The organism is Virgibacillus carmonensis, from assembly GCF_057836705.1.
Window position 1 is genome coordinate 68,146 of sequence record NZ_JBYQFJ010000003.1, and the last position, 23,742, is coordinate 91,887.

General features: G+C 35.4%; 27 protein-coding genes. 22 read left to right on the forward strand and 5 right to left on the reverse strand.

What is annotated here, in order from left to right:
- The first annotated feature begins 251 nt into the window (after positions 1–251).
- From cyoE to AC3G7N_RS03045, 7 genes are all read left to right on the forward strand, one after another.
- Positions 252–1,193: a heme o synthase gene (cyoE, locus tag AC3G7N_RS03015; protein ID WP_489420665.1), complete on the forward strand. Its 942-nt coding sequence runs from the start codon at positions 252–254 to the stop codon at positions 1,191–1,193.
- A gap of 75 nt (positions 1,194–1,268) precedes the next feature.
- A complete protein-coding gene (coxB, locus tag AC3G7N_RS03020) occupies positions 1,269–2,321 on the forward strand; it encodes a cytochrome c oxidase subunit II (RefSeq protein WP_489420666.1) in 1,053 nt (350 codons plus the stop codon).
- 31 nt (positions 2,322–2,352) lie between these two features.
- Positions 2,353–4,224 carry a cytochrome c oxidase subunit I gene (ctaD, locus tag AC3G7N_RS03025; RefSeq protein WP_489420667.1) on the forward strand — a complete coding sequence of 624 codons (1,872 nt, stop codon included), beginning with the start codon at positions 2,353–2,355 and terminating at the stop codon, positions 4,222–4,224.
- Between the two features lies 1 nt (position 4,225).
- Positions 4,226–4,849 carry a cytochrome (ubi)quinol oxidase subunit III gene (locus AC3G7N_RS03030; protein ID WP_489420668.1) on the forward strand — a complete coding sequence of 208 codons (624 nt, stop codon included), beginning with the start codon at positions 4,226–4,228 and terminating at the stop codon, positions 4,847–4,849.
- Positions 4,850–4,852: 3 nt separating this feature from the next.
- Positions 4,853–5,176: a cytochrome c oxidase subunit IVB gene (gene ctaF / locus AC3G7N_RS03035; protein WP_489420669.1), complete on the forward strand. Its 324-nt coding sequence runs from the start codon at positions 4,853–4,855 to the stop codon at positions 5,174–5,176.
- A gap of 303 nt (positions 5,177–5,479) precedes the next feature.
- Positions 5,480–6,382: a cytochrome c oxidase assembly factor CtaG gene (gene ctaG / locus AC3G7N_RS03040; protein WP_489420670.1), complete on the forward strand. Its 903-nt coding sequence runs from the start codon at positions 5,480–5,482 to the stop codon at positions 6,380–6,382.
- A gap of 80 nt (positions 6,383–6,462) precedes the next feature.
- Positions 6,463–6,918 carry a DUF420 domain-containing protein gene (locus AC3G7N_RS03045; protein WP_489420846.1) on the forward strand — a complete coding sequence of 152 codons (456 nt, stop codon included), beginning with the start codon at positions 6,463–6,465 and terminating at the stop codon, positions 6,916–6,918.
- A 91-nt stretch (positions 6,919–7,009) separates the two neighbouring features.
- Here the strand turns inward: AC3G7N_RS03045 and ytvI are convergent, their stop codons facing one another.
- Positions 7,010–8,068: a sporulation integral membrane protein YtvI gene (gene ytvI, locus AC3G7N_RS03050; RefSeq protein WP_489420847.1), complete on the reverse strand. Its 1,059-nt coding sequence runs from the start codon at positions 8,066–8,068 to the stop codon at positions 7,010–7,012.
- A gap of 278 nt (positions 8,069–8,346) precedes the next feature.
- Positions 8,347–8,712 carry a YugN family protein gene (locus AC3G7N_RS03055; protein WP_489420671.1) on the reverse strand — a complete coding sequence of 122 codons (366 nt, stop codon included), beginning with the start codon at positions 8,710–8,712 and terminating at the stop codon, positions 8,347–8,349.
- Between the two features lie 267 nt (positions 8,713–8,979).
- Here AC3G7N_RS03055 and AC3G7N_RS03060 point away from each other — a divergent pair, with 267 nt between their 5' ends.
- From AC3G7N_RS03060 to coaD, 7 genes are all read left to right on the forward strand, one after another.
- Positions 8,980–10,050: a CAP domain-containing protein gene (locus tag AC3G7N_RS03060; RefSeq protein ID WP_489420672.1), complete on the forward strand. Its 1,071-nt coding sequence runs from the start codon at positions 8,980–8,982 to the stop codon at positions 10,048–10,050.
- Between the two features lie 113 nt (positions 10,051–10,163).
- Positions 10,164–10,538, forward strand: coding sequence for a spore coat protein YlbD (ylbD, locus tag AC3G7N_RS03065; RefSeq protein ID WP_489420673.1), 375 nt, complete (start codon positions 10,164–10,166; stop codon positions 10,536–10,538).
- 35 nt (positions 10,539–10,573) lie between these two features.
- Positions 10,574–10,780: a YlbE-like family protein gene (locus tag AC3G7N_RS03070; RefSeq protein WP_489420674.1), complete on the forward strand. Its 207-nt coding sequence runs from the start codon at positions 10,574–10,576 to the stop codon at positions 10,778–10,780.
- 59 nt (positions 10,781–10,839) lie between these two features.
- Positions 10,840–11,283, forward strand: coding sequence for a YlbF/YmcA family competence regulator (locus AC3G7N_RS03075; RefSeq protein ID WP_489420675.1), 444 nt, complete (start codon positions 10,840–10,842; stop codon positions 11,281–11,283).
- A gap of 65 nt (positions 11,284–11,348) precedes the next feature.
- On the forward strand, positions 11,349–11,624 hold the full coding sequence (locus tag AC3G7N_RS03080) for a YlbG family protein (RefSeq protein ID WP_489420676.1): 276 nt from the start codon (positions 11,349–11,351) through the stop codon (positions 11,622–11,624).
- Between the two features lie 510 nt (positions 11,625–12,134).
- Entirely contained in the window at positions 12,135–12,707 is a 573-nt protein-coding gene (rsmD, locus tag AC3G7N_RS03085; RefSeq protein ID WP_489420677.1) for a 16S rRNA (guanine(966)-N(2))-methyltransferase RsmD, read from the forward strand.
- On the forward strand, positions 12,704–13,183 hold the full coding sequence (gene coaD / locus AC3G7N_RS03090; RefSeq protein ID WP_489420678.1) for a pantetheine-phosphate adenylyltransferase: 480 nt from the start codon (positions 12,704–12,706) through the stop codon (positions 13,181–13,183). The genes rsmD and coaD overlap by 4 nt, the downstream gene beginning before the upstream one ends.
- A 62-nt stretch (positions 13,184–13,245) precedes the next feature.
- Here the strand turns inward: coaD and ylbJ are convergent, their stop codons facing one another.
- Entirely contained in the window at positions 13,246–14,451 is a 1,206-nt protein-coding gene (ylbJ, locus tag AC3G7N_RS03095; protein ID WP_489420679.1) for a sporulation integral membrane protein YlbJ, read from the reverse strand.
- A gap of 220 nt (positions 14,452–14,671) precedes the next feature.
- Here ylbJ and AC3G7N_RS03100 point away from each other — a divergent pair, with 220 nt between their 5' ends.
- Complete coding sequence (locus AC3G7N_RS03100) at positions 14,672–15,691, forward strand: SepM family pheromone-processing serine protease (RefSeq protein ID WP_489420680.1); 1,020 nt, start codon at positions 14,672–14,674, stop codon at positions 15,689–15,691.
- A 45-nt stretch (positions 15,692–15,736) separates the two neighbouring features.
- Here the strand turns inward: AC3G7N_RS03100 and AC3G7N_RS03105 are convergent, their stop codons facing one another.
- On the reverse strand, positions 15,737–16,948 hold the full coding sequence (locus tag AC3G7N_RS03105) for a nucleotidyltransferase (protein WP_489420681.1): 1,212 nt from the start codon (positions 16,946–16,948) through the stop codon (positions 15,737–15,739).
- A gap of 196 nt (positions 16,949–17,144) precedes the next feature.
- Between AC3G7N_RS03105 and AC3G7N_RS03110 the strand changes: the two genes are divergently transcribed.
- The 4 genes from AC3G7N_RS03110 to AC3G7N_RS03125 all read left to right on the forward strand — a co-directional run bounded on the left by AC3G7N_RS03110 (position 17,145) and on the right by AC3G7N_RS03125 (position 19,694).
- Complete coding sequence (locus AC3G7N_RS03110; RefSeq protein ID WP_489420682.1) at positions 17,145–17,669, forward strand: YceD family protein; 525 nt, start codon at positions 17,145–17,147, stop codon at positions 17,667–17,669.
- 52 nt (positions 17,670–17,721) lie between these two features.
- Positions 17,722–17,895: a 50S ribosomal protein L32 gene (gene rpmF, locus AC3G7N_RS03115; RefSeq protein ID WP_489420683.1), complete on the forward strand. Its 174-nt coding sequence runs from the start codon at positions 17,722–17,724 to the stop codon at positions 17,893–17,895.
- A 455-nt stretch (positions 17,896–18,350) separates the two neighbouring features.
- Entirely contained in the window at positions 18,351–19,115 is a 765-nt protein-coding gene (locus AC3G7N_RS03120; protein ID WP_489420684.1) for an enoyl-CoA hydratase/isomerase family protein, read from the forward strand.
- A gap of 93 nt (positions 19,116–19,208) precedes the next feature.
- Positions 19,209–19,694 (forward strand): RsfA family transcriptional regulator, encoded by a 486-nt coding sequence (locus AC3G7N_RS03125; RefSeq protein ID WP_489420685.1) that lies wholly within the window; start codon positions 19,209–19,211, stop codon positions 19,692–19,694.
- Between the two features lie 187 nt (positions 19,695–19,881).
- Here the strand turns inward: AC3G7N_RS03125 and AC3G7N_RS03130 are convergent, their stop codons facing one another.
- A complete protein-coding gene (locus AC3G7N_RS03130; protein WP_489420686.1) occupies positions 19,882–20,361 on the reverse strand; it encodes an N-acetyltransferase in 480 nt (159 codons plus the stop codon).
- A 182-nt stretch (positions 20,362–20,543) separates the two neighbouring features.
- On the opposite strand from AC3G7N_RS03130, the gene AC3G7N_RS03135 reads away from it, so the two are divergent.
- The 3 genes from AC3G7N_RS03135 (at position 20,544) to bshC (ending at position 23,535) form a co-directional block, all read left to right on the forward strand.
- Positions 20,544–21,428 (forward strand): 2-dehydropantoate 2-reductase, encoded by an 885-nt coding sequence (locus AC3G7N_RS03135; protein ID WP_489420687.1) that lies wholly within the window; start codon positions 20,544–20,546, stop codon positions 21,426–21,428.
- A 2-nt stretch (positions 21,429–21,430) separates the two neighbouring features.
- Positions 21,431–21,814: a DUF3397 domain-containing protein gene (locus AC3G7N_RS03140; protein WP_489420688.1), complete on the forward strand. Its 384-nt coding sequence runs from the start codon at positions 21,431–21,433 to the stop codon at positions 21,812–21,814.
- A 95-nt stretch (positions 21,815–21,909) separates the two neighbouring features.
- Positions 21,910–23,535: a bacillithiol biosynthesis cysteine-adding enzyme BshC gene (gene bshC / locus AC3G7N_RS03145; protein WP_489420689.1), complete on the forward strand. Its 1,626-nt coding sequence runs from the start codon at positions 21,910–21,912 to the stop codon at positions 23,533–23,535.
- Positions 23,536–23,742: the final 207 nt, after the last annotated feature.

Here is a 23,742-nt window from a genome sequence, read left to right on the forward strand (position 1 = left end):
AGTGTACTATGTAAAAAGGCGATATACCTTTCATTTTATTTTTAGCCAGACTTCACATTTTTGTCACATATACATTGTCTAAAAATGAAATATACTTATATAGTAAATAGATTGTAATACAAATTCGTGATACAATTAAGGTAATACATAGGATACTTTTGGAGATAGTAAGTAGTAACGCTATCATTCCATCATATGTTCTATATAATTTTGTGCCTTTATGTTGGGAAGTTGAAGGGGGGATATATGGAATGGATAAAGTGGAGACTACTTCTTCACGGATGATAGGAAAAGTTGCTATATCAGAAAACGAAAATATGACATTGTTTGCAGATTTAAAAGCCCTCATTAAAGTAGGTATTGTGAATTCTAACCTTATAACTGCGTTTACTGGTTTTTGGTTAGCACTTTATTTCACCAATGCTACTTTTGTTCAAAATTGGGATGTTTTTTTGTTGACAATGACCGGTACTGCTTTAGTTATTGCTGGTGGTTGTATACTTAATAATTGGTATGATCGCGATATTGATCCTGTTATGTCTCGTACGAAGACGAGACCTACCGTAACGGGGACTATCGCTTTAAATCATGTCTTGATGCTTGGTATTTCTACAACCGGGATAGGTATAATCCTTTTGTTACTAACTACAGTGCAAGCAGCTGTTTTTGGTTTCTTTGGCTGGTTTACTTATGTTGTTTTATACACGATGTGGTCAAAACGCAGATATACACTAAATACAGTAATTGGTAGTTTTTCTGGTGCAATGCCACCATTAATTGGGTGGGCAGCAATTGATCCAAATCTTCATATTGCGGCGATTATATTATTTTTAATCATGTTTATTTGGCAGACACCACATTTTCTTGCTTTAGCAATGAAAAAATGCGATGAATACAAAGCTGCCGGTATCCCCATGCTTCCGGTTGTACATGGTTTTGAATTTACAAAACGTCAAATGGTCATTTACACAGCATGTCTATTACCATTGCCATTTTATTTAGCACAACTTGGTACAGCATTCATCGTGATTGCAACGCTTTTAAATGTTGGCTGGTTGGCACTTGGTATTAGCGGTTTTTTTATGAAAAGTGACCTGAAATGGGCTAATATGATGTTTATTTATTCGTTGAACTATTTAACTATTTTATTTTTAATGATGGTTGTTGTAACATTTGATTTCCCCTTTAGTTAAGTAATGAATTTCGTAATTGTCCTTAATCACAAAATTATATAAGGAAGAAACAAAGAGAAAGAGAGGTATGATTAAATGAAAGGTTGGTTAGGAAAATTTAGAGCTTTAACACTATTTGGCTCATTAGTGCTTATTCTTTCAGGATGTGGTCAAGAAAATCTAAGTGCATTAATACCTAAAGGATATGGAGCAGAAAAATCATTAGATTTAATTATCCTGACTGCAGTTGTTATGCTGTTTGTTCTAATAATTGTAATGCTTGTCTACGTTACAGTTTTAGTGCGTTTCCGCAAAAAGAAAGGGGAAAAAGATTTTATCCCTAAGCAAGTTGAAGGAAACAAAACACTTGAAACGATTTGGACAGTTATTCCAATTGTTTTATTAATTATTATTGCTGTTCCTACAGTAACTGCTACATTCGATTTGGCAGATGAATCAGCAGCAAGTAAGAGCCTTAATGTCGAAGTTACTGGTAATCAGTACTGGTGGCATTTTAATTACGAAGGCCAAGAAATTCAAACCAGTCAAGATTTATATATCCCTACTGGTGAAAGAGTGTATCTTAACATGAAATCGTCTGATGTTATCCACTCATTCTGGGTACCAGCTATATCCGGAAAAATGGATGTAATTCCTGAAAATGAAAATACGATGTTTATTGAAGCGTATGAAGAAGGTGTTTACTATGGTAAATGTGCCGAATTATGCGGCCCTTCCCATGCATTAATGGATTTTAAAATCATTGCAGTAAGCCCAGAAGAATTCGATCAATGGGTGGAAGATATGCAAAATGTTGATCCCGAAGCAGTAGCAGAGGGGGAAACTGCGCAACAAGGTCAAGCATTGTTCCAGGAAAGCAACTGCATGGGTTGTCATGCTATTGGTTCTTCACCAGTTCAAGTAGGGCCTAACTTAACTAATTTCGGTCAACGCACCCGTGTTGCTGGAATATTAGATCATAACAAAGAAAATCTTATTAGCTGGATTATGGATCCTGAATCCATTAAGCCTGGTAATAAAATGACAGGGAAATATCCTGAGTTATCTAAAGAAGAAGCAGGTAAAATTGCGGAGTATTTAATGCAATTAAAGCCGTCTAGTATAACACCTGAAGACGCTGGGAAATAGAGAAAAATTATTTTAATAATGTAAAAGATGTATGAGGGAGGTTAAAGTAGTGAGTAATGCAGCTACTCATAAACAAGGCTTCGGAGCTGTACTTTGGGATTATTTAACAACTGTTGATCATAAAAAAATTGCGCATTTATACTTGTTCGGCGGTGGTTTTTTCTTCCTAGTCGGTGGATTAGAAGCTATGTTAATTCGTATTCAATTAATGAAACCAGATAGTGAGTTTTTAAGTAATGGTCTGTATAACGAAGTATTGACAATGCATGGAACAACTATGATTTTCTTGGCGGCCATGCCGTTAATATTTGCTCTAATGAACGCAATAATTCCCTTGCAAATCGGTGCACGCGATGTGGCATTTCCGTTCATTAATTCATTAGGATTTTGGTTATTTTTATTTGGTGGACTTATTTTAAACTGTAGTTGGTTTTTAGGTGGGGCACCAGATGCAGGATGGACTTCCTATGCACCGCTTTCAACTACATCACCTGGTCATGGTGTCGACTTTTATGTAATCGGGCTCCAGATTGCCGGGGCCGGGACATTAATCGGTGGTATTAACTTTTTGGTAACCATCGTTAACATGCGTGCACCTGGTATGACATATATGAGAATGCCATTATTCACATGGGCATCATTCATTACAAGTGTACTTATTTTATTTGCGTTTCCAGCATTAACTGTTGGACTTTTCTTACTTATGTTTGACCGTATGTTTGATGCAGCGTTTTTTGATGTATCACTAGGTGGTAATGCGGTAATTTGGGAGCATATATTCTGGATTTTCGGTCACCCTGAGGTGTATATATTGATACTACCGCTATTCGGATTATTTAGTGATCTCTTTTCAACCTTTTCAAAAAAACGGTTATTCGGATATACAGCGATGGTATTCGCAACGATGCTAATTGCATTTTTAGGATTCATGGTATGGGCTCATCATATGTTTACGGTAGGCCTAGGCCCAGTAGCGAACTCTATATTTGCAATTGCAACAATGGCTATAGCAGTACCGACAGGAATCAAGATTTTCAACTGGCTTGCGACAATGTGGGGCGGTCAGATTACAATTAACTCTGCTATGCTTTGGGCGCTTGGATTTATTCCTACATTTACATTAGGCGGTATGACCGGTGTAATGGTAGCCTCAGTAGTAGCCGACTATCAATATCATGATTCATATTTCGTAGTAGCTCACTTCCATTACGTAATTGTAGGTGGAACAATCTTTGGTATCTTTGCCGGTCTTCATTACTGGTGGCCAAAAATGTTCGGTAAAATTTTACACGAAGGAATGGGTAAACTAACTTTCTGGACATTCTTGATTGGATTCCATTTAACGTTCTTTATCCAACATTTCCTTGGATTAATGGGTATGCCACGTAGATATTCAACATTTCTACCAAACCAAGGATTGGATCTTGGAAACTTGATTAGTACAATTGGAGCATTTTTCATGGCATTTGGTGTAATTGTCTTTGTTATCAACGTCTTTTACACAGCAGCAAAAGGTGAAAAAGCACCTGATGACCCGTGGGATGGACGTACACTAGAATGGGCGACAGCATCACCTCCTGCACATTATAATTTTAAGCAGGTACCGCTTGTTCGTGGTCTTGATCCATTATGGATCGAAAAAACAGAAGGTAAAGGTAAAATGACACCTTCAGAACCACTTGGTGAAATTCATATGCCGAATTCATCCTTTTTACCATTTATGATGTCATTCGGACTATTTGTAGCAGGTTTTGGAGTTATATACCAAGTAGATAACAAAGCTTGGTTAGCGGTATTGGTTATTGGAATGGGTATCACATTCGGATCTATGTTAATACGTTCATTAAAAGACGATTTAGGGTATCATATTACCAAAGAAGAACTTGAAAGGGAGGCTGACTGATATGAGTCATGATCATTCCTTAAATCCAGAAACAATGCCAAATGAACCAGAAAAAGCCACCCTTGAAGGGAAGAACAAGTTTATTGGTTTTTGGTTCTTTCTAGGTGGTGAAACTGTTCTTTTTGCATGCTTGTTTGGTACTTATCTTGCATTACGTAACTCAACAGCTGGTGGTCCATCAGCAAATGAATTATTTGGTCTAGAACTCGTTTTCATTATGACGATTCTTTTGTTAACCAGTTCGTTGACAAGTGTATATGCTATTTACCATATGAAGAATAATGATTTTGGCAAAATGAGATTATGGTTCATCATTACCATATTACTTGGTTTTGCATTCCTTGGCTGTGAAATTTATGAGTTTACACATTACATTCATGAATACGGATTTACGTTTACCTCTTCCGCATTTGGATCTGCCTTCTACACGTTAGTTGGTTTTCACGGGGGACACGTACTTTTCGGTTTATGCTGGATGATTGCATTGCTTATACGTAATGGAAAACGAGGCTTAAACTTATACAACGCACCAAAGTTCTATGTTGTAAGTCTTTACTGGCACTTTATTGACGTAGTGTGGGTATTCATCTTTACTGTAGTATATCTAATGGGAAAGGTGGTATAATAAATGACTGAAAACACCGGTTCCAAAAATGTAGATACATTTCAAAAAAGAAAAAATAAAGAAGAAATGAAAAGCCAATTGATTACGTTTGCCCTGATGATTGGGTTCACACTTGTAGCATTTGCAATTGTAGTAGGGGAGTTAATGCCAAAAATGTTTGTTATTCCGGTTATACTTCTGCTAGCTATTGTACAAGTTGCTTTTCAGCTTTATTATTTCATGCACATGAAAAACGCTGGTCATGAAATGCCGGCTCTTATGATGTATAGTGGTTTTTTTGCAGCAAGTTTAACTATTGCTGCACTAAGTTTACTAATTTGGTGGTAAAAATAAAGGTAACAGGCTAGAGATTCTAGCCTGTTATTTTTTAATAACAAGGAAATTAGAAATTTTGGCGTTTATCTGTCTAGCTCCTGCGCCTAGCCCTCAAGCTTTTAAGTCAAATCTTTTTGTCATAAAAGCCATCGCTAAGGAAAGCTTCTACAATAATCACCGCAGGAACAATCTGCATTGTAATTGTTTCGAAGGCGCCTGCATTTTTCTTAATAAATTTGTCACATTCAATTAATGTGAATGTTGATAGTTTGCGTTATACTAATGATATAAGTTGTTATTATGGAGTGAAAAATTATGTGGTTAGAATTACAAATCTTTGGATTCAGAGCACTTTGGAGTCCTTATTATATGATTTTTGTATTAGGGCTAGCCCTGACCTACTATTTACTTACAGGGCGTTATCGTCATAAATTTGGTGGGGACGCGAAGCCTACAGGAAAGCAACAGTTCTTTTTTTACTTAGCAATGGTGTTACTATACTTAGTAAAGGGATCACCGATAGACTTATTAACACATATTATGCTGACAGCCCATATGATCCAAATGGCTATTTATTATTTAATAATTCCCATATTAGTCATTAAGGGTATACCAGTTTGGGTATGGAGAAGATTTCTTAAACTTCCAATCATAAAACCAGTTGTAAAGATAGTAACGAAACCATTAATTTCGTTATTATTGTTTAATACGTTATTTTCGCTCTACCATATTCCAGAAGTATTTGATTTTGCAAAATCTTCTCCGATTGTCCATGCCGTTGTATCAACGGTTATATTGATATCTGCTTTCATTGTGTGGTGGCCAATGGTAACACCGGTAAAAGAGTACGATACTATTCCACCAATATTAAAAATTGCTTATATTTTTGCGAATGGGGTTTTAATTACTCCCGCCTGTGTGTTAATTATATTTGCTGATGCACCGCTTTTCGCAACATATAGTGAAGGTGGGGCATGGATACAAGCATTAAGTCTATGTGTTCCTACGGATGTGTTACGTGGTTTGTCAGGTGCGCTTACAGGTCCTGAAATGTTTTCACCAATGAGCACATTGGAGGATCAACAGCTTGGTGGCATAATCATGAAGTTAATGCAGGAAGTAACGTATGGATTTATTTTGGCTAAGATATTCTTTTCCTGGTTTAATCGAGAAAGTTTGAAGATTGATCCAATACCTGATCCCTCATCAGCAAATTAAGAATTGATCCTTCGCATGCATACTATTTGTGCGAAGGAAAGTCATTACATAAGCAAGAAATGGAGAAAGGATTTTACACTATGCCATTATTACCTACTATAAGTACCTTTTTTATTCTTTTAAGTGCGATTCTCGTGGCATTTGGATGGCGGTTTATTATTAAAGGTAGACCGAAAACACACAAAAAAACAATGATAGCAGCTGCAATAAGTGCTTTACTTTTCTTCATTATTTATGTTTCAAGAACAGCATTCATAGGAAATACAAGCTTTGGTGGCCCAGAAGATATCGAAATTTATTATACAATATTTTTGATTTTTCATATTATGTTAGCTACTACAGGTGCTATTTTTGGCGTAGTAACGATAACATTGGCACTGAAAAGGAAAATACGTGTTCATCGTAAGATTGGACCAGTAACAAGTATTATTTGGTTCTTTAGCGCTGTTACAGGTGTAATGGTATACCTGCTCTTATATGTTATCTATGAAGGCGGAGAAACAACGAGCATGTTGAAGGCAATACTAGGTGGATAAAGTAAAAAATGAGAGCGTTTAATAAACGCTCTCATTTTTTTCTATCTAATTTGTGCTATTTTTGCCTAGCAGAAGCACTCGGAATTCTAGTCTATATTTTTATATTCCACTTTATAATTCCTGCTTCTTTTGCTGAATTAAATGCAATGACAAACAATGGTCCCAGAATGAATCCAAGAATTCCTAGAATCTGTAGGCCAAGAAACATGGCAATCAATGTAGCTAGGGGAGATAGCCCAATATGGCGCCCCATCACTTTTGGTTCGACAGTTCTTCTAATCGCAAGTAAGATAATTGCTAAAATTGCTAGCTTTACCCCCATTGAAATGTCTCCAGATAAAAACATAAAGAGTGACCATGGTCCGAGTATAATGATTGATCCAATTATTGGTATAAAGTCAATCACCCAAATAACAAGTGACATAATGATCGCAACTTCAGGAGCGATGATAAATAAACCTATTAACGAAGAAAGAAATATCACCACACTAACAAGAAATTGTGCTTTTAGAAATCCTAAAGTGACATTAGCTAACCGTTTGTTCATATAAGCAACCTTCTGAGCTGTTTCCTTGGTTAGTAAATTGTAAAAGTTTGCTTTTAAAATTGGTAATTCAAGCATAAACAAAAATAAAGCAATTAAGTATACAAGAAAACTAATTAAGTATTGAGGTACTTTTGCAAAGATTTCAGCTATGTTATCAATTGTAATTTTTTCTTTTGCGGTATCACTTAATGAGGTTAGATTATCTTCCAGGCTTTTCGATATCTGAGATACAAATTCAGGTGGCAAATTTTTGGAATAAGTCTGAAAATCATCTTCCCAATCCGCATACATGGCATTTAACTGATTAAAATGTTCAGGCACATCTTCTACAAAGTTGACAACCTGTGTAGCAGCTTTTGTTACAATAAACGTCCCAGCAATCCCAATCAATACTAAAAATAACAGGAAAACAATAATAACAGCTGTTTTACGCGTTAGTCTTAAATGCGTTTGAGTTAGACGTATCACACGATTTAACGCTAATGCTGTGACGAATGCAATGATAAGAGGTACCGATATAGGCAAAATAAAATATAAAGCCAATATCAGCAGTATTGCTGTAAATATAAGTGACCATTGGCGTTTAGTTATAGAACGAAACAATGTAGTTTGATGTCCCCTTTCAATAAACATTATAGTATTGAATATAGCATGTAGATAGTTATTTGAACAGAACAAAGAGTTTAAAACGTTAGAAAATAGCAGTTTTAGAGCATGTTCAACAGTCACCAAGTGATAAATGGCAAATCTCTTCGTTACTCGGTCTTCCGGTCCTTAAAACTCTCGTGCCTCGACCTTCTAATTTCTAATTCGGCAACTTTTTGAACACGCCGTTTTAACTAAAAGCAACTGCTCAGAATTATTCTGAGCAGTTGTAAGTATTATTGTTTATAATTTTTAAGGTCTATTTTTAGTTTTTCAACTATTCCTGTAGCTCTTTCTACCAAGCTTTGTGGAAAGTTTTCATTTTCCCCATATTCGACACCATGTGGATAATAGTGTTTGCCTAATAAAGGGGGCAATAACTTTATTACTGCATTTCCACGATCAACATCACCTTCAACAGCATAGCCTGGAATACGAATATAATATGTAATATTTTTTTCTTTTGAACCAATTTTATAGTCATAGGTAACCCGGTCATAATCCCATTGTCCTGCTCGAATAAATGCATGTTCACCCATAAAATGATCAAGTGGTTTTAAATCTAAAATTGAATCTTCAATACCATTAACTTCTAATTTCATATTTTTACACCTCACATAATTATCCTAACTAACACTATAATAGTACGAAACGTGAGAAGTTGCAATCGAAAAGAGAATTTGATTCGGATATAGAGTACTTACACTCAGGTTAAGTAAACAATGTATGAGATGACATGTTAGTGTCGATAGTTGTTAGAAGATGATAAACTAGTAAAGAATAGAATTTATTGCATGGTTTCAAAGACTTGCACATATAATTACGATACATTATTATTCATATAAAATCCGGGTGAAGGAGAAGCAAATATGCGACTAATTCGATCTATAATTATCCTCTCGTTACTACTTTTTGGTGGTTACTACCTATTAGATATAAATAATGTAACACCAAAGGAAGCTGTATTAGATATCGGTGAGCAATTAAAAGACAAAACTAGCTTACTCCAAACAAAGATAGTACCAGATAGAGAAAAATCAACTATTCAATTGGACGGTGAACTCTTTCAATGGATAGGTAAAAATACTGAACAGCTAACGGAAAGTCTGGGTGAACCAATTCGTAAAGATCCAAGTGCATATGGTTATGAATGGTGGGTATACACAGATCAAACTAGGCAGTATATCCAGTTTGGAGTTTTAGATGATAAAATAACGACTGTTTATGCAACTGGTAAGGATCTGCCGACTGAACCAATACATGTAGGACAAACTTATCAAGATGTTAACAAGCAATTTACATTTAAGAACGAGGTGACTATGTCTGAAGGTATTTCCTCTTATACATTTAAATTAAATGAGAAGGAAATGGAAATGCGTCCCTTAATAAAACTAACGGACAATGTATTTTTACAATGTTATTTTGATACATTCACATCGAAACTATCTGCTATTCGGGTATTAACTGGTGATGTATTATTAAAACACCGTCCTTATGCAATAGAATATCGAGGCAAATTACCAGAAGACCCTAATTTATCTGATGAACAATGGACCAAAATAGAAAGTGGGATGGAACAACAAATACTGTCTATATCGAATGTTATCCGCAATCAACATGGTAAGTCCAAATTAGAGTGGGGTGATTCAGTAAGTAACGTTGCCTTTCTTCATAGTAAGGATATGGCTGTGAATAATTATTTTTCTCATTATAGTTTAAATGGTGATGGTCTTAAAGAACGTTTAGCAGCCAAGGAAGTGAATTATCAGGCTGCAGGTGAAAATATAGCTGCTCAATATCCAGATGCGCCAGCAGCGATGCAAGGATGGTTAAATAGTAAAGGACATCGCGAGGCTTTGTTAGAAGAAGATTATACGCATTTAGGTGTGGGTGTATATCATTTTTATTACACGCAAAATTTCTTGCAAAAACCTATGTAGTTTGAAAAAACCTGAAAGGATTTATTAAATCCTTTCAGGTTTTTGCATTTAAAAGCTCACAAACAACTGGGTTGGGCATAAAGTAGTAGTAATACAACCTAGAGGTGATTGAAATGAGTGAAAGAGAAGTAGATTCATCTATTTTGGAGTTTCGTGATTTTATCAATACTCATCCAAAGCTCATTAAGGAAGTTAGAAAAGGCGGAGGATCCTGGCAGCCTTTTTATGAGAAATGGGTCTTGCTTGGAGAATCAGACCCTTATTGGGAGAAGTATAAAGAAGATAGTGAGAAAAACAATGACGAATCGAATGTTATGGAAAAAATTCGTAAATGGACAGAAGAAATAGATATGGATCAAATACAAGACAAAGTAGAGCAATGGGATCAAACCATTTCAATGTTTCAAGGCATGCTAACCCAGTTTAAAGAGAATAAGCAGGAGAATGGTTCCAAACAGAGTTTTAATGACAATAAATATAGGGATTGAGATGTGAGAAAATGAATATGGCGTGTTACCACTATTTGAAGTCAGAACCCGATTTATTAATGTTTGTCAGGCATAATCCTGTCTGGTATAGATACCTTTCCAGAGATCCGAATAGAATAATGGAAATCGAAAAAGAGGCGAAAAAGTTTTATGGTAAGACTTGGCCACAGCAGTTCGAGAATGCAAGTAATAAATTTTCTATGATGAAAATGCTTTTGCAATTAGCTACAATGGATGATTAATTATTTATGCATTTTCATAATAGGAAGAAAATGATAAGATGATAGTGGGGGTGATAGTAATGTTAGGAACAATGGAGATGGTAGGTATTCTTGATCGTTCTGAAGATCTAGGTAAAATGATTTTGCAATCAGACGTTATGGAGTCATACAATATTTCCCAAAAGGCATTAAAAGAAGATAAGGAATCCCAAAAGCTTGTTAAAGCTTTTGCAGACATAAAAGATCAATATGAGGATGTACAACGATTTGGGCGGTATCATCCAGATTATAGTGTAATCATGAAAAAGGTGCGGACCATTAAACGTGAAATGGATATGGATGATAAAGTTGCAGCTTTTAAAATAGCTGAACGTAATCTCCAAAAGCTACTTGACGAAATTAGTGGGAATGTAGCGATGAGTGTTGGAGATATGATTAAAGCCCCTAAGGACGGGGCTGCATTATCAGACGGTGGATGTGGTTGTGGTTCAGGCAGTAGCGGATGTGGTTGTAAGGCCTCTTAATTATTGTAGAGCCTGCAAATATTTGATACACTAATTACAAATGATTAGGTTAGTGAGGACATATTATGAGAACAGAGAGGCAAGGGATTATTGTTTGGTTTCAACATATGAAAAACCTTAAGCAAATTAGAAAATACGGGCACCTTTTGTATTCTTCTAAAAAGCTAAAGTATGCAGTAATCTATGTAAATAAAGTGGATATGGAAGATACAGAACACAAATTATTAAAATTATCTTTTGTATCTAAGGTTGATCGGTCATACAAACCATTTATCCGAACAGATTATGAAAATGCTAAACCTGATAAAGCAAAAGAATATGATTATAAAATGGGAATTTAAATAGAGAAGCGTAAGCGTCCGTTGATTGGCGTATGATCTGTAAGAGCCTGTATGAGATAAAGGAAACAAGGGAGCGAATGCGACGGTGTTGACTTATTGCAAGGAAGGGTCTGAAGATTACTAGCCAGTGGGCGCTGTTGCTAGACAGAGAGAAGCTGCGTTAAGCTTGCTCAGAGACGAAAGGCTTAGGTGTCGGTTCATTGCTGATGTCCATAGCCTTTAGAGCCCGTAGCTAACATCGTTCTAATATGTAGAAAAAAAACCTGCAGATATTTAATCTGCAGGTCTTTTTGTTTTTTAAAACAAAAAGTAAAGGGAGAGGAGAAATCAGAAGAAGAACTTATGGGGAATGTAAGTCTTCTTCTCATCGTGAAACAACCAAGCAAAGCATTTGCTGTTTCATTTTTTTAGTATGGACAGAAAAAAGATTTCTATTCAAATGTTTACTAGTTTTTTTATAAAACTTTTTGTGGTAGGATTAATGTCGAACTATGTCTAAGAGGTGGTCAAATGCGCGTAATTGCTGGTACATTAAAAGGACGTCAAGTAAAGGCTGTTCCCGGGAGTTTAACTAGACCTACAACTGATAAAGTGAAAGAGGCGATATTTCAAATTATAGGGCCATTTTTTGAAAGTGGATCATGTCTAGATCTGTATGCAGGTAGTGGTTCATTAGGAATTGAGGCGCTGAGTCGAGGTATGAAAAATGCTGTTTTTGTGGATAAGCAGTCAAAGGCTATTCATACTATTCATGAAAATATAAAAGACTTGCAACTAGAAAATCAAACTGAAGTTTTTCGGACCGATGCATTTCGAGCAATCCAAGCAGCTGCGAAAAGAGAGTTACAATTTGATTTAATTTTACTTGATCCACCATATAAAAAAGCCGATTATGGGGAACTATTAAATGAAATCGTGAAATTAAATTTAATTAAACAAAAAGGTTTTATTTATTGTGAACATGATCAAAGGGAGAAGCTACCAGAAGTACATCCTGCTTTTACATTGATCAAACAGGCATCATACGGTGGTACAATTGGAATTACTCTTTATCAAAATGATAGAAAAGAGGTTTTTGAATGAGCAGATTAGCAATTTGTCCAGGAAGCTTTGATCCTGTTACGTATGGGCATTTAGATATCATACAAAGAGGGGCACGCATATTTGATCATGTAGTAGTGGCGGTATTTAATAATCAGGGTAAGCACCCATTATTTTCTGTTGAAGAACGTGTTTATTTACTAGAAGAATCTACGAAAGATATACCTAACGTTACTGTTGATTCGTGTGAAGGATTATTAATTGATTACGCAAAAGAAAAGAATGCCAATGCCATTCTTCGCGGATTACGCGCTGTCAGTGACTTTGAGTATGAAATGCAAATTACATCTATGAACAGAAAGCTCGATGAACAAATCGAAACGTTCTTTATGATGACAAATAATCAATATTCTTTTTTAAGTTCTAGTATTGTTAAAGAGGTTGCAAAATATAAAGCAAATGTTTCAGATTTGGTACCAGAAGTAGTAGAACAAGAATTACATAAGAAATATAAATAACTGTGGTAAAGGTGTTGCAAGGAACTGAGGTTTACCTATACCTTACTCCTAGCAACATTTTTTTAGTTCAGAATCTGTCGCCTCAAAAGTATAAAAAATGCCAGGGACAATGTAAAGATGGTAACGATTGGACCAAAAGTTTGTAAATTTTCTAGAGTAATTTCCCAAAAACCTTTCTGTAAATCATTCGTAACTGGTAAGTTATCCAGATTGATGGTTTTTTTATTTAAATATAAGGGCTTATATAAAAATAAAACAAGGATACTTGCGAATAAACCGTGTAGAATTCTAGCAAAAAAGTAAGGAGAAAAACGTACATCTGATTTTGCTAAAATACTTGCAACCTGGGCTTGAACAGAAAATCCATTAAACCCTAAAATAAAACTAACGGCAATTACTTTTGCAATTAGTGGATCCTCCGCTACTTTCGCTATCATGTCGGAACCTATGGTAATTTCAAATAATCCAGAAAAAATCGGTAACGCTAGTTCAATCGGTAATGATAATAGTTGTAATACTAATTCTATAGCGCCTGAAATAGCTGGTGATACGCCAATAATATATAAAAGTTTTATAAAAACGGAGAAAATGATGATAAAACCCCCGACCATTACAAGTGTTTTGATGGAATTAATAACAGCATCACCAAAAATTTGACCAAATGGCCTAGGGTCTGCGACTCGAGTCGCATGCATCTCTTTAAATGCCCGAACTATTGATACCTTTTGTTTTTCGTTTCTATTATCTTCATCAGCTTTTCTTCCATAAAAACGCATGCAAATTCCTACCAACGCATTTGCCCCGTAGTGTGTAATCGCAAGTAGTATACCTAGTTTTGCGTCATAAAAGAACCCAACTGCCACTACGCCGAAAATGAACAATGGACTAGAAGCGTTGGTAAAGGAAACCAGCCTTTCTCCTTCAATCCTTGTAATTTGATTTTCTTCACGGAGGCGAACTGTGATTTTTGCCCCTGTAGGATAACCACTAGCCATTCCCATTGCCCATGCAAAACTTCCTACTCCAGGCACATTAAACAAAGGACGCATAATTGGCTCGCATAGTACTCCAATAAACTTCACAACGCCAAATCCAATCAATAATTCAGCAGTAATAAAGAATGGAAGAAGTGATGGAAATACTTTTTCTAGCCACATATTCAATCCTCGTAAGCTTGCTTCAAATGCTTGATCAGGGTAACGAATTAATGCAAACGTCATAAATAAGGTTGAACCAGCTAACAATATACTAGTTATGATTTGTTTCAACTTGAAGCCCCCTAATGAATGAGCTCATCCTGTACATAATTTTTTTATAGTAGTAGAATGATTTTAGCTTGTTTTAAATTGCAAATTTCAAAAATTCTTATGCTACTAGCATAAGAAATGAATACAAGCTATTATCACTATACGCTTTCGGTACATACATATATTCCAAAAAATTTAAAATTGAAATGTTTATATCGATAGGTATAAAAGGAGTTTTTTGATGAAATTTACGAAACGTCATTTGGTATATTTACTTATAGTAGTTGTGATAGCATTCTTACTCTCGACATACAAACTTCCCTACTATATTTATAAACCGGGTGATGCAGGTGCCTTGAATCCAATTGTAGAGGTTGAGGGAGGATATGAAAGCGCAGGAGACATGCATCTCGTGACTGTCCGCGGTGGACAAGCAACACCGATTCAATATGCTATGGCGAAAATTTTACCACACCATGAACTTCACCCTATTAAAGAAATAAGGCCAGAAGGTGTGACAGAAGAAGAATATTTCCATGTGCAATTACAAATGATGGAAAGCTCACAGGAAGCAGCTATCGTTGTAGCATATACAGCAGCCGAAGAAGGGATAGACATTCAATATAATGGTGTATATGTTGTTTCTATTATTGAAGGGATGCCTGCTGATGGAATCATGAAAATGGGAGACAGAATAGTAGGGATTGATGGGAACGCAGTAAATAAATCTGAAGACCTTATTAAGTATGTTGAGGGTAAAAAGGACGGAGACTCAATTAAACTCGAAATTGTTCGCGATGATAAACATATTACGAAAGAGATTGAGTTGGAAGCATTTGAACAATTGGACAATAAAGTAGGGATTGGGATCCAATTGGTTACGGATCGTAACGTAGAAGTGGATCCTGATGTTACATTTTCAAGTGGTAATATCGGTGGTCCAAGTGCAGGGATGATGTTTTCACTTGAAATTTACGACCAATTAACGGAAAAGGATCTAACAAGTGGTTACCAAATTGCAGGAACTGGTGAAATTGACTATGAAGGTAATGTTCAACGCATTGGTGGAATAGATAAAAAAGTAATTGCTGCTGATGATGAAGGATGTAAAATTTTCTTTGCACCAAATGAAAATGGCACTGAAGGTTCTAATTATGAAGTAGCAAAAAAAACTGCTGAAGAAATCGGTACTGACATGGAAATTGTTCCAGTAGATACATTTAAGGACGCATTAACTTATTTACAAGAGTTGGAACATTAAAAAACAAAAAAACTAGTTGGCGGATTGTTGCCGTCAACTAGTTTTTTACATTATTATGGGTGGGCCAATTTCTTGTCTACTGAACTGTTTTCTAAGTGAGGGTTTCAGGATACTGTAATAGGCGTTACTTGCTCTTTCCTCACTAGTTAAAAAAGAATTCCTATGTTGAGACAATTGTGAAACAAGTGGAACATTCATGGTTTTCTTCTGTCTATTTAAATAGGCTTGCCCTTGCTTTGTCATTCCTAACAATCGAACATATGGTACAGATTTCCTCGTTTTTATAAGCTGTATATGTTCTTTTTTTGTGTTCGTCAAGATATGAACAAATATACGTTGAAGCCTTGTCCAAGTGTAGCGCTTTGTTTTAATTGCATTTATCCATTCATAAAGTGATAGGGTATGTTTCGCTGTTTTTTTGATTCGATGTTCAAGTCCTTCATCTACACCATGTATTGAAGCAAGTTCGGTATGATTCATTGTCATCACACGATAGTGTAGTAAAGGAAAGTACTGTTCCCAGTTGTGCCAAACCGAGGATTTATGATAATATTCATTAAGTTGTTGTTGTGTGTTAGCAGGTAAGGTGGACGCAATCTTTTCTGTGACAAATCCATCGTGAAAAAGCTGTTTCCGGATACTAGTCGCACTAGCAATATTACTTGAAATAGTTTCATCATGATAGCCGCTACTAGTTCGTTTTACAGTAAAAGGATTAATTGCTAAATGATGATCAAGGATTTCTCTTATATAACTGAACCCCAGTATATTATTAGGCTGGGCCAGATCCATTTCTTTTGTTGCTAATCCTATCTTTTCATACGCAAATTTGCTTGCGTCTGGAAACGATAATCCAGTATGTAGATTTTCACGTAATTCTTGTTGGAAAATCGATTCTTTTTCTTTAAAGATTTCATAACTTGTTATAAAATTAGAAGTAGTGCCAGATTCACTACCAAAGCAAATCGAAGAAACGCCAATTTCATTTAATGTTTGAACAGAACCTTTCGCAAACAAGTTACTGGATTGAACAGCGTATACAAAAGGTAGTTCAAGTACAATATCTACACCACCAGCAAGCGCCGCTTTAGTTCGGTGGAATTTATCAATGATTGCTGGTTCTCCACGTTGCAAGAAGTTACCACTCATAACGGCTACCATACAGGAAGCGTTTGATTTTTTCTTCGCTTCTGTTAGATGATGGAGGTGGCCATTATGGAATGGGTTGTATTCGACTATCAAACCGCATGCATCCATTTAAATCTCTCCTATTTTACTATTGATATCATTGTATCAAATAAAGGAAAGTGGCGCACTAACTTTTACTATCCTGGTTAGTAAGCTATAGAGTGGGAACAATAATTAGAAACGATTTATTAAACTGTAAAGAAAATATGTTGACAAAAGTCTATTTTCCTTTTAAAATTACTCTTGTTGCCTAGAGGTGATAAACATGCAAATTGCTATTGGAAAAATTAAAGGAAGTTCGTATAATGAACCCTTTCATTTCGAAGGGAAGGTTGATGTTTCGGAACTCGTAACATTAAACAATGATATACGTGAAATTAAACCTGTATATGTGAAAGGTACTTGTTATATTCAGGGAGATACTATTATTTCTTCTTTTACGGTTAATGGTGAAATGATTTTACCATGTGCAAGAACGCTTGTAGATGTACCATTTCCTTTCGATATTAAAGCTGAGGAAATTTTCACATTATCTGCATATTACGGGGACGTGGAAGCGGAAAATGAGATTCATCCAATTACTGGAGAAACACTTGACTTAACGCCATATATAAAGGAAAATATTTTACTAGAGGTTCCTTTTCGGGTATTTTCTGATGATGAGGAAGCAAAAGAAAATGCTACTTTTAAAGGTAATGGTTGGGAGTTTGTATCTCAGGAAGAAAAAAAGCAAACAGTAGATCCCAGGTTCAAAAAGTTAGAGAACTTATTTAACGACAAAGAAAAATAAGAATAGAATTATTTTCAAATTTTGCTTTCGTCATTTGAAGGAGGTGTAAGTCATGGCAGTACCAAAAAGAAGAACGTCTAAAAAAGTGAAAAACCAACGTCGTACTCATAAAAAGCTACACGTACCTGGCATGGTAGAATGTTCAAATTGTGGTGAATTAACTAAACCTCACCACGTATGTAACTCTTGTGGACATTACGGTGGAAAAGAAATTAAAGAAGCATAATTGATTTAACAGACTGCACATTTTGTAGTCTGTTTTTTTATAACCTCCGCCTTTTATGATCTAGCTGCGGCTTCTAGCGACTAGCAAATAGTTAGTCATGATGAACGTAAGTAAAGTTCGACTTACATCCACAGTCCTATCTATTTGTACGTCGCTGAACAGTCGCCTCCGCCTTTCGGGATCTAGCTGCGGCTTCTAGCGACTAGCAAATAGTTAGTCATGATGAACGTAAGTAAAGTTCGACTTACATCCACAGTCCTATCTATTTGTACGTCGCTGAACAGTCGCCTCCGCCTTTCGGGATCTAGCTGCGGCTCCTAGAAGCTGCCGTCATAACAAAGAACACGCCGAATGCTAAGCCCGTGCATTCTACGGTTCTTTGCCTATGCGTCTGCTTCTGTACAGTCAGCTCCTTTTTTACTATATTACATAAAATGATGAAGTAGGGATAAACAATGTTTAAAACAATACAATACGAAACACTTTCAGAAGGATATAGTATAATTTCATTAAATAGACCAGAAAAAAGGAATGCTGTTTCAATTGAAATGGTTCAGGAATTAAGGGAAGCAATAAAATTAGCTAGAGAGACATCCATTAAATTCTTGGTTATTACAGGTTCTGGAAATAAAGTATTTTGTGCAGGTGGAGATTTAAAAGATTTAAACGGAGACTTAACACCAGAGGATGCTTTTCATCAATTATACGCGATGAAAGAGGTTCTTTTTGATATTGTATCTTTTCCGGTACCGACTATTTGTTTATTAAATGGTGATGCAGTAGGTGGAGGTTGTGAAATTGCAACCGCATGTGATTTTCGAATAGCTAAAGAATCCACCAAATTCGGCTTTGTCCAAACCAAACTTGGAATTGTTCCTGGTTGGGGTGGTGGTGCACTTTTATATGAAAAGGTTCATTCAAGCTTTGCTTATTCGTGGCTAGTAAATGCTGAGAAATACGACGCGTTATTTTTAAAGGATAAAGGTTGGATTCATAGAATTGTTCCTACTGAAAAATGGAACAATCAGGCTGAAATATTGTCAATTTATATCTCAAAGTCGGTGACCCAAATGGAAATATTAGATAAGCAATATAAGCAAAAAGTTGGAGTGCTGGGATTGTCTGCATTAATGGATGATGAAGTTCGAAACTGTGCGAAATTATGGGATTCAAAAGAGCATATGGATGCAGTAAACAAATTCTTAACTAAAAAGGGATAGAAGTAAGCAAAATTCTCATGAAAATAGTAATCGATTAGTCTATCATCGCTACCTTTCGCATACATTTATAGCAAATAGTTAAGGAGTGATGGTATGAATCGTACGCGTCAGGATGCTTGGTCAAGTGATGAAGATGTAATATTAGCTGATACGGTACTAAGTTATATACGAGAAGGGAAAACGCAACTAGAGGCCTTTAAGGACGTAGCAAATCAATTATCTCGTACGTCAGCTGCCTGCGGATTTCGTTGGAATGCAACTATACGAAGAAACTACCAAGATGTAGTGAATGTTGCAAAAGAAGAACGAAAGAACAGAACACATAACAATGCAAGAGGCTTGAAAGAAAATACATTGGACAGTAATCAGGATACAATAGAAACGGCAATCCTATTATTGGAGAATATGAAGAGTTCTTATACAAATGAGCATAGTGTTCATAAGAAGGAACAAGAGCATGCCGTGAAGAAATTAGAGGAAGAAAATATTCACCTTAAGACAGTATTGCTCCGATATGATGAAGCTTGGAAAGAAATGGGCAATCTTTGGAGCTGGGTACGATCTTCTACAAAGAATTAATGGATAGGTGGGTGGCATGTATGCTGTTACCTTTAGGGCTTTCCTTAGAAAGATTTGGTATATCGCCAAGTACTAATGGTGGAAGCCTTCGTGTTACTTATACTTTAAACCCCGAAACCTTTTACATTGTTAAAGTGAAAAAAAGGCATGACTGATGCAATTTCATCAATCATGCCTTTTATTTGGTCTAATTCTTTTCCTTTTCTTTCACTCCAGCTGGCATCCAAATAAATGGATTTTCACCTAAATCACGTTCCATTTCATATTTTGCTTTTTGAAAGCCCATTTCTTCCCAAAATCCCTGTGAATTTATTCTAGGGTTTGTCTTGATTGGTAATTCATCTTTTTTTGCAAAGTCCACTAATGCTTTTCCATAACCTTTTCCGCGATAGTTAGGCAAAACCTCTAATTTCCAAAGCTCTAGATAATCCTGGGATGGTTTAAAGTATGCATCATGTTTAGCTCTTACCTTATATAAGCTCATTCTTGCTACAAGGTTGTTGCCAAAATAAATACCATAGAATGGTGATTCGCTATCATTTTCTACAATATTGCTTTCTAAGTCCTCTAGCATAGAGAGTTCCTGATTTCCATATGCCTTGAAGTGTTTAAATTTTTCGAGTGTTTTATAATTGATTAATAGCTTTTCCACTTTAACAAGTTCCACGAACCTTCCCCCTTATAGTAAATCTATGTTTCGTATATATTTTAATTATAATATAAACCAATTAAGAATGAAACGAACATCACCAAGAATATTAATTAGGAATAAGCTAGCTTATTTTCGTTACAAGAAAGCGTTTGTTTGCTACAATTAGCAAAGAAGGGCATTGGACGGAGGTAGAGACGATGAAAATTGGTGTTATAGGTGGAGGATCAATTGGTCTTTTAGTAGCTAGATACTTATGTGCTAATCATGATGTAACAATATATGTAAAAAGAAGTCAACAAAAACAAAAACTAAATGATCATGGGTTATTTTTATCAAGTCTCATAACACCTTGTAGAGTGAAGGCATTATTGACAAATGATTTGAAGGAAGAAGATTGTGTTATTGTATGCGTGAAACAACCAGAGATCGGATCTGTGCTGAAATCACTTTCCAATCTTAACCTTAATGAGAAAACCCCAATAATTTTCTTGCAAAATGGAATGGGTCATATTGAAATTATTAATAATATCGTACAACCAGTCTATCTCGGAATTGTAACACACGGCGCTTTACGTAAAAGCGATCATATTGTTACACATACAGGAAAGGGATTAATAAAAATAGCTAACTTTAGTGGTGGAGAAGAAAATTTAACTACCATTGTACAGCAGCTTAACAGTGAGCTTTTTCCTTTCCAAACAGAAAAAGATTGGGAGAAAGTATTAGCAGAAAAGTTGGTAATTAATGCAGTCATTAATCCGCTCACTGCTATTTTTGAAGTTCCGAATGGCGATATACTGCGTAATGCACATTTGATGATATTAGCAAAGGAATTATGCCGCGAAGCCTGCTCCATTTTACAATTAGATTTTATGAATCAGTGGAATCATGTGCAAACCGTTGCCACTAATACAAAGGAAAATGTGAGTTCTATGTGGAAAGACCTAAAGGAACATAAGAAGACAGAGAATGAAGCAATTTCAGGTTACTTAGTAAAAAAATCAAATTCAGCCATACCATATACAACATTTGTTTATAACAGCATGAAGGCATTAGAGGTGAAAAAGGGGATAAATGAATAAAGATGTGGAGCATTATTACCTATAGTATTGCTATTGCTATTACAGTTCCATTTGTCATAACGTGGCTTTTTTACAAATGTAATCGTATTTTGAAAAAAACTAGGGTTTATGCATTTCATAAGGCAATTACGTGGACTACTATTCTGTATATACTATCAGTTATGATGATGTGTAAGATTCTTTTTAATTATTTTTTTATTGGATCTATTTTTGTCTTTCATCTCATACTTTTGGCGGTCATTATTATTTACCAGCGTATAAATTATGTAGAAGTTGTTTTTAGAAAAGCTTGGAAGATTGTATGGCGAGTTAGTTTCTTACTATTTTCATTCCTTTATATTATGTTGATTTTACTTGGTATTATCCGGCGGTTCATTTCCTCCTAAATACTTTAGTAAACAGATTGCATGAAATATCCTTGAAAATTATGTAGAATACAATGAGCAACATTTATGATTAACATTAAAGGAGCATGTAAGTTATGCGCGTTCACTCTATCAATTTACAAACACAAAATAAATTAATCCAGGATTATAGAAATAAAAAGGCAACCATCATGCAGCATTTTGATTATAATCCATTTGAATCCGATGTTTTTCAAAAACGTAGCAAGGATCTAAAAGATAAAAATGTGAATCGAAAGCAATTAGCTGATGTATTACATACAATCAATGCAAAATGGGATGCTCCGGAAAGCACAATGGAAAATATTAGCCGTTTAAGAGAGACCAATAGTTTAGTCGTAATTGCTGGTCAACAGGCAGGCTTGTTAACAGGGCCAATGTATACAATAAATAAAATAATTTCAATCATTCATTTAGCTAAGCAACAAGAAGAACAGCTTCAAGTCCCAATAATACCTGTTTTTTGGATAGCCGGAGAAGACCATGATTTTGATGAAATTAATCATATTTTTTTACAAGATACATCACAGATGAAAAAATATACGTTATTACAGCGCGAGATTGAAAAGAAAGCTGTTTCAAATATAGCTATTGATAACGTCCAAGCAAATGAATGGTTAAAAAAACTATTTCTAGAGTTGAACGAAACAATACATACAAAAGAATTATATAATAAGGTAAGTATGTTCTTGAAAGAATCAGATACATATGTTGATTTTTTCGCAAAGATAATTTATTGGTTATTTAATGAAGAGGGGCTTGTATTAGTTGACTCCAATCATAGTCAGGTTCGACAGCTTGAAAGTAGCTACTTTGTTGACCTGATAGACAATCAATCGAAAACCACATACGCAATAAACAGCTCTTTTGAGGAAGTTACAAAGCAAGGGTACTCTTTATCTGTCGATGTTGATGATAACGATGCAAATCTGTTTTATCAGAACGGAATGGAACGTGTGTTACTAGTTCGTGATGATAATGACTTTTGGGTTGGCAAAAATAAGGAAGTTAAGTTTAGCACAGAGGAATTATTAAATATCGCTAGGAATAAGCCAGAATTACTTAGCAATAATGTAATGACAAGGCCACTGATGCAGGAGATGCTTTTTCCATCTCTAGCATTTATCGGTGGTCCTGGTGAAATTAGTTATTGGTCAATTTTAAGGAAAGCTTTTCATGCAAATAATATGAAGATGCCACCAATAATTCCAAGGCTGTCCTTCACACTAATGGAACCTCACATTGAAAAGTTGATAACTAACTATCATATTGAGGCAGAACATGCAGTAAATCATGGCGTAATGGATAGTAAGAATAGATGGTTAGAGGAGAAGTATGATCCTCCTGTTAAGCACTTGGCAAATCAATTGAAACAAACAATTGGTGATGCGCACGAGCCATTCCGTGAATTAGCAAAGTCTATTCAATCAGATCTTGGTGATTTAGCGGATAAGAATCTTGACTACTTGTTTAGAGACGTTGAGTTTCTAGAAAAAAGGATTTCAAAAACCCTTGAGAAGAAATATGCTAAGGAGCTACATGAATTTAATCTCCTGCAATTGGCATTGCATCCAAATAATGGTTTACAGGAAAGAGTTTGGAATCCATTACCTTGGATGAATAGATATGGTATAGACTTCATTAAGCGGTTATCCAATGAATCTTGCTCTTATGAGAAGGAACATTTCCTCGTATATATGTAAGGAGTTATAAAGAGCACCACTTTCCACCACACAATAATGAAAAACATTCATACACATTAAATATTTCTATATTTCGCTGATCTGTAACCAATGGATCAGGAAATAATAGGAATATTTTTTTGGTTATAGACCTTATTAGGACAGCTTTTATCTACCTGGAAAAGGTACTTCTTGCTCATTTTTGATCTCGCTAAAAAAAGTTTTAAA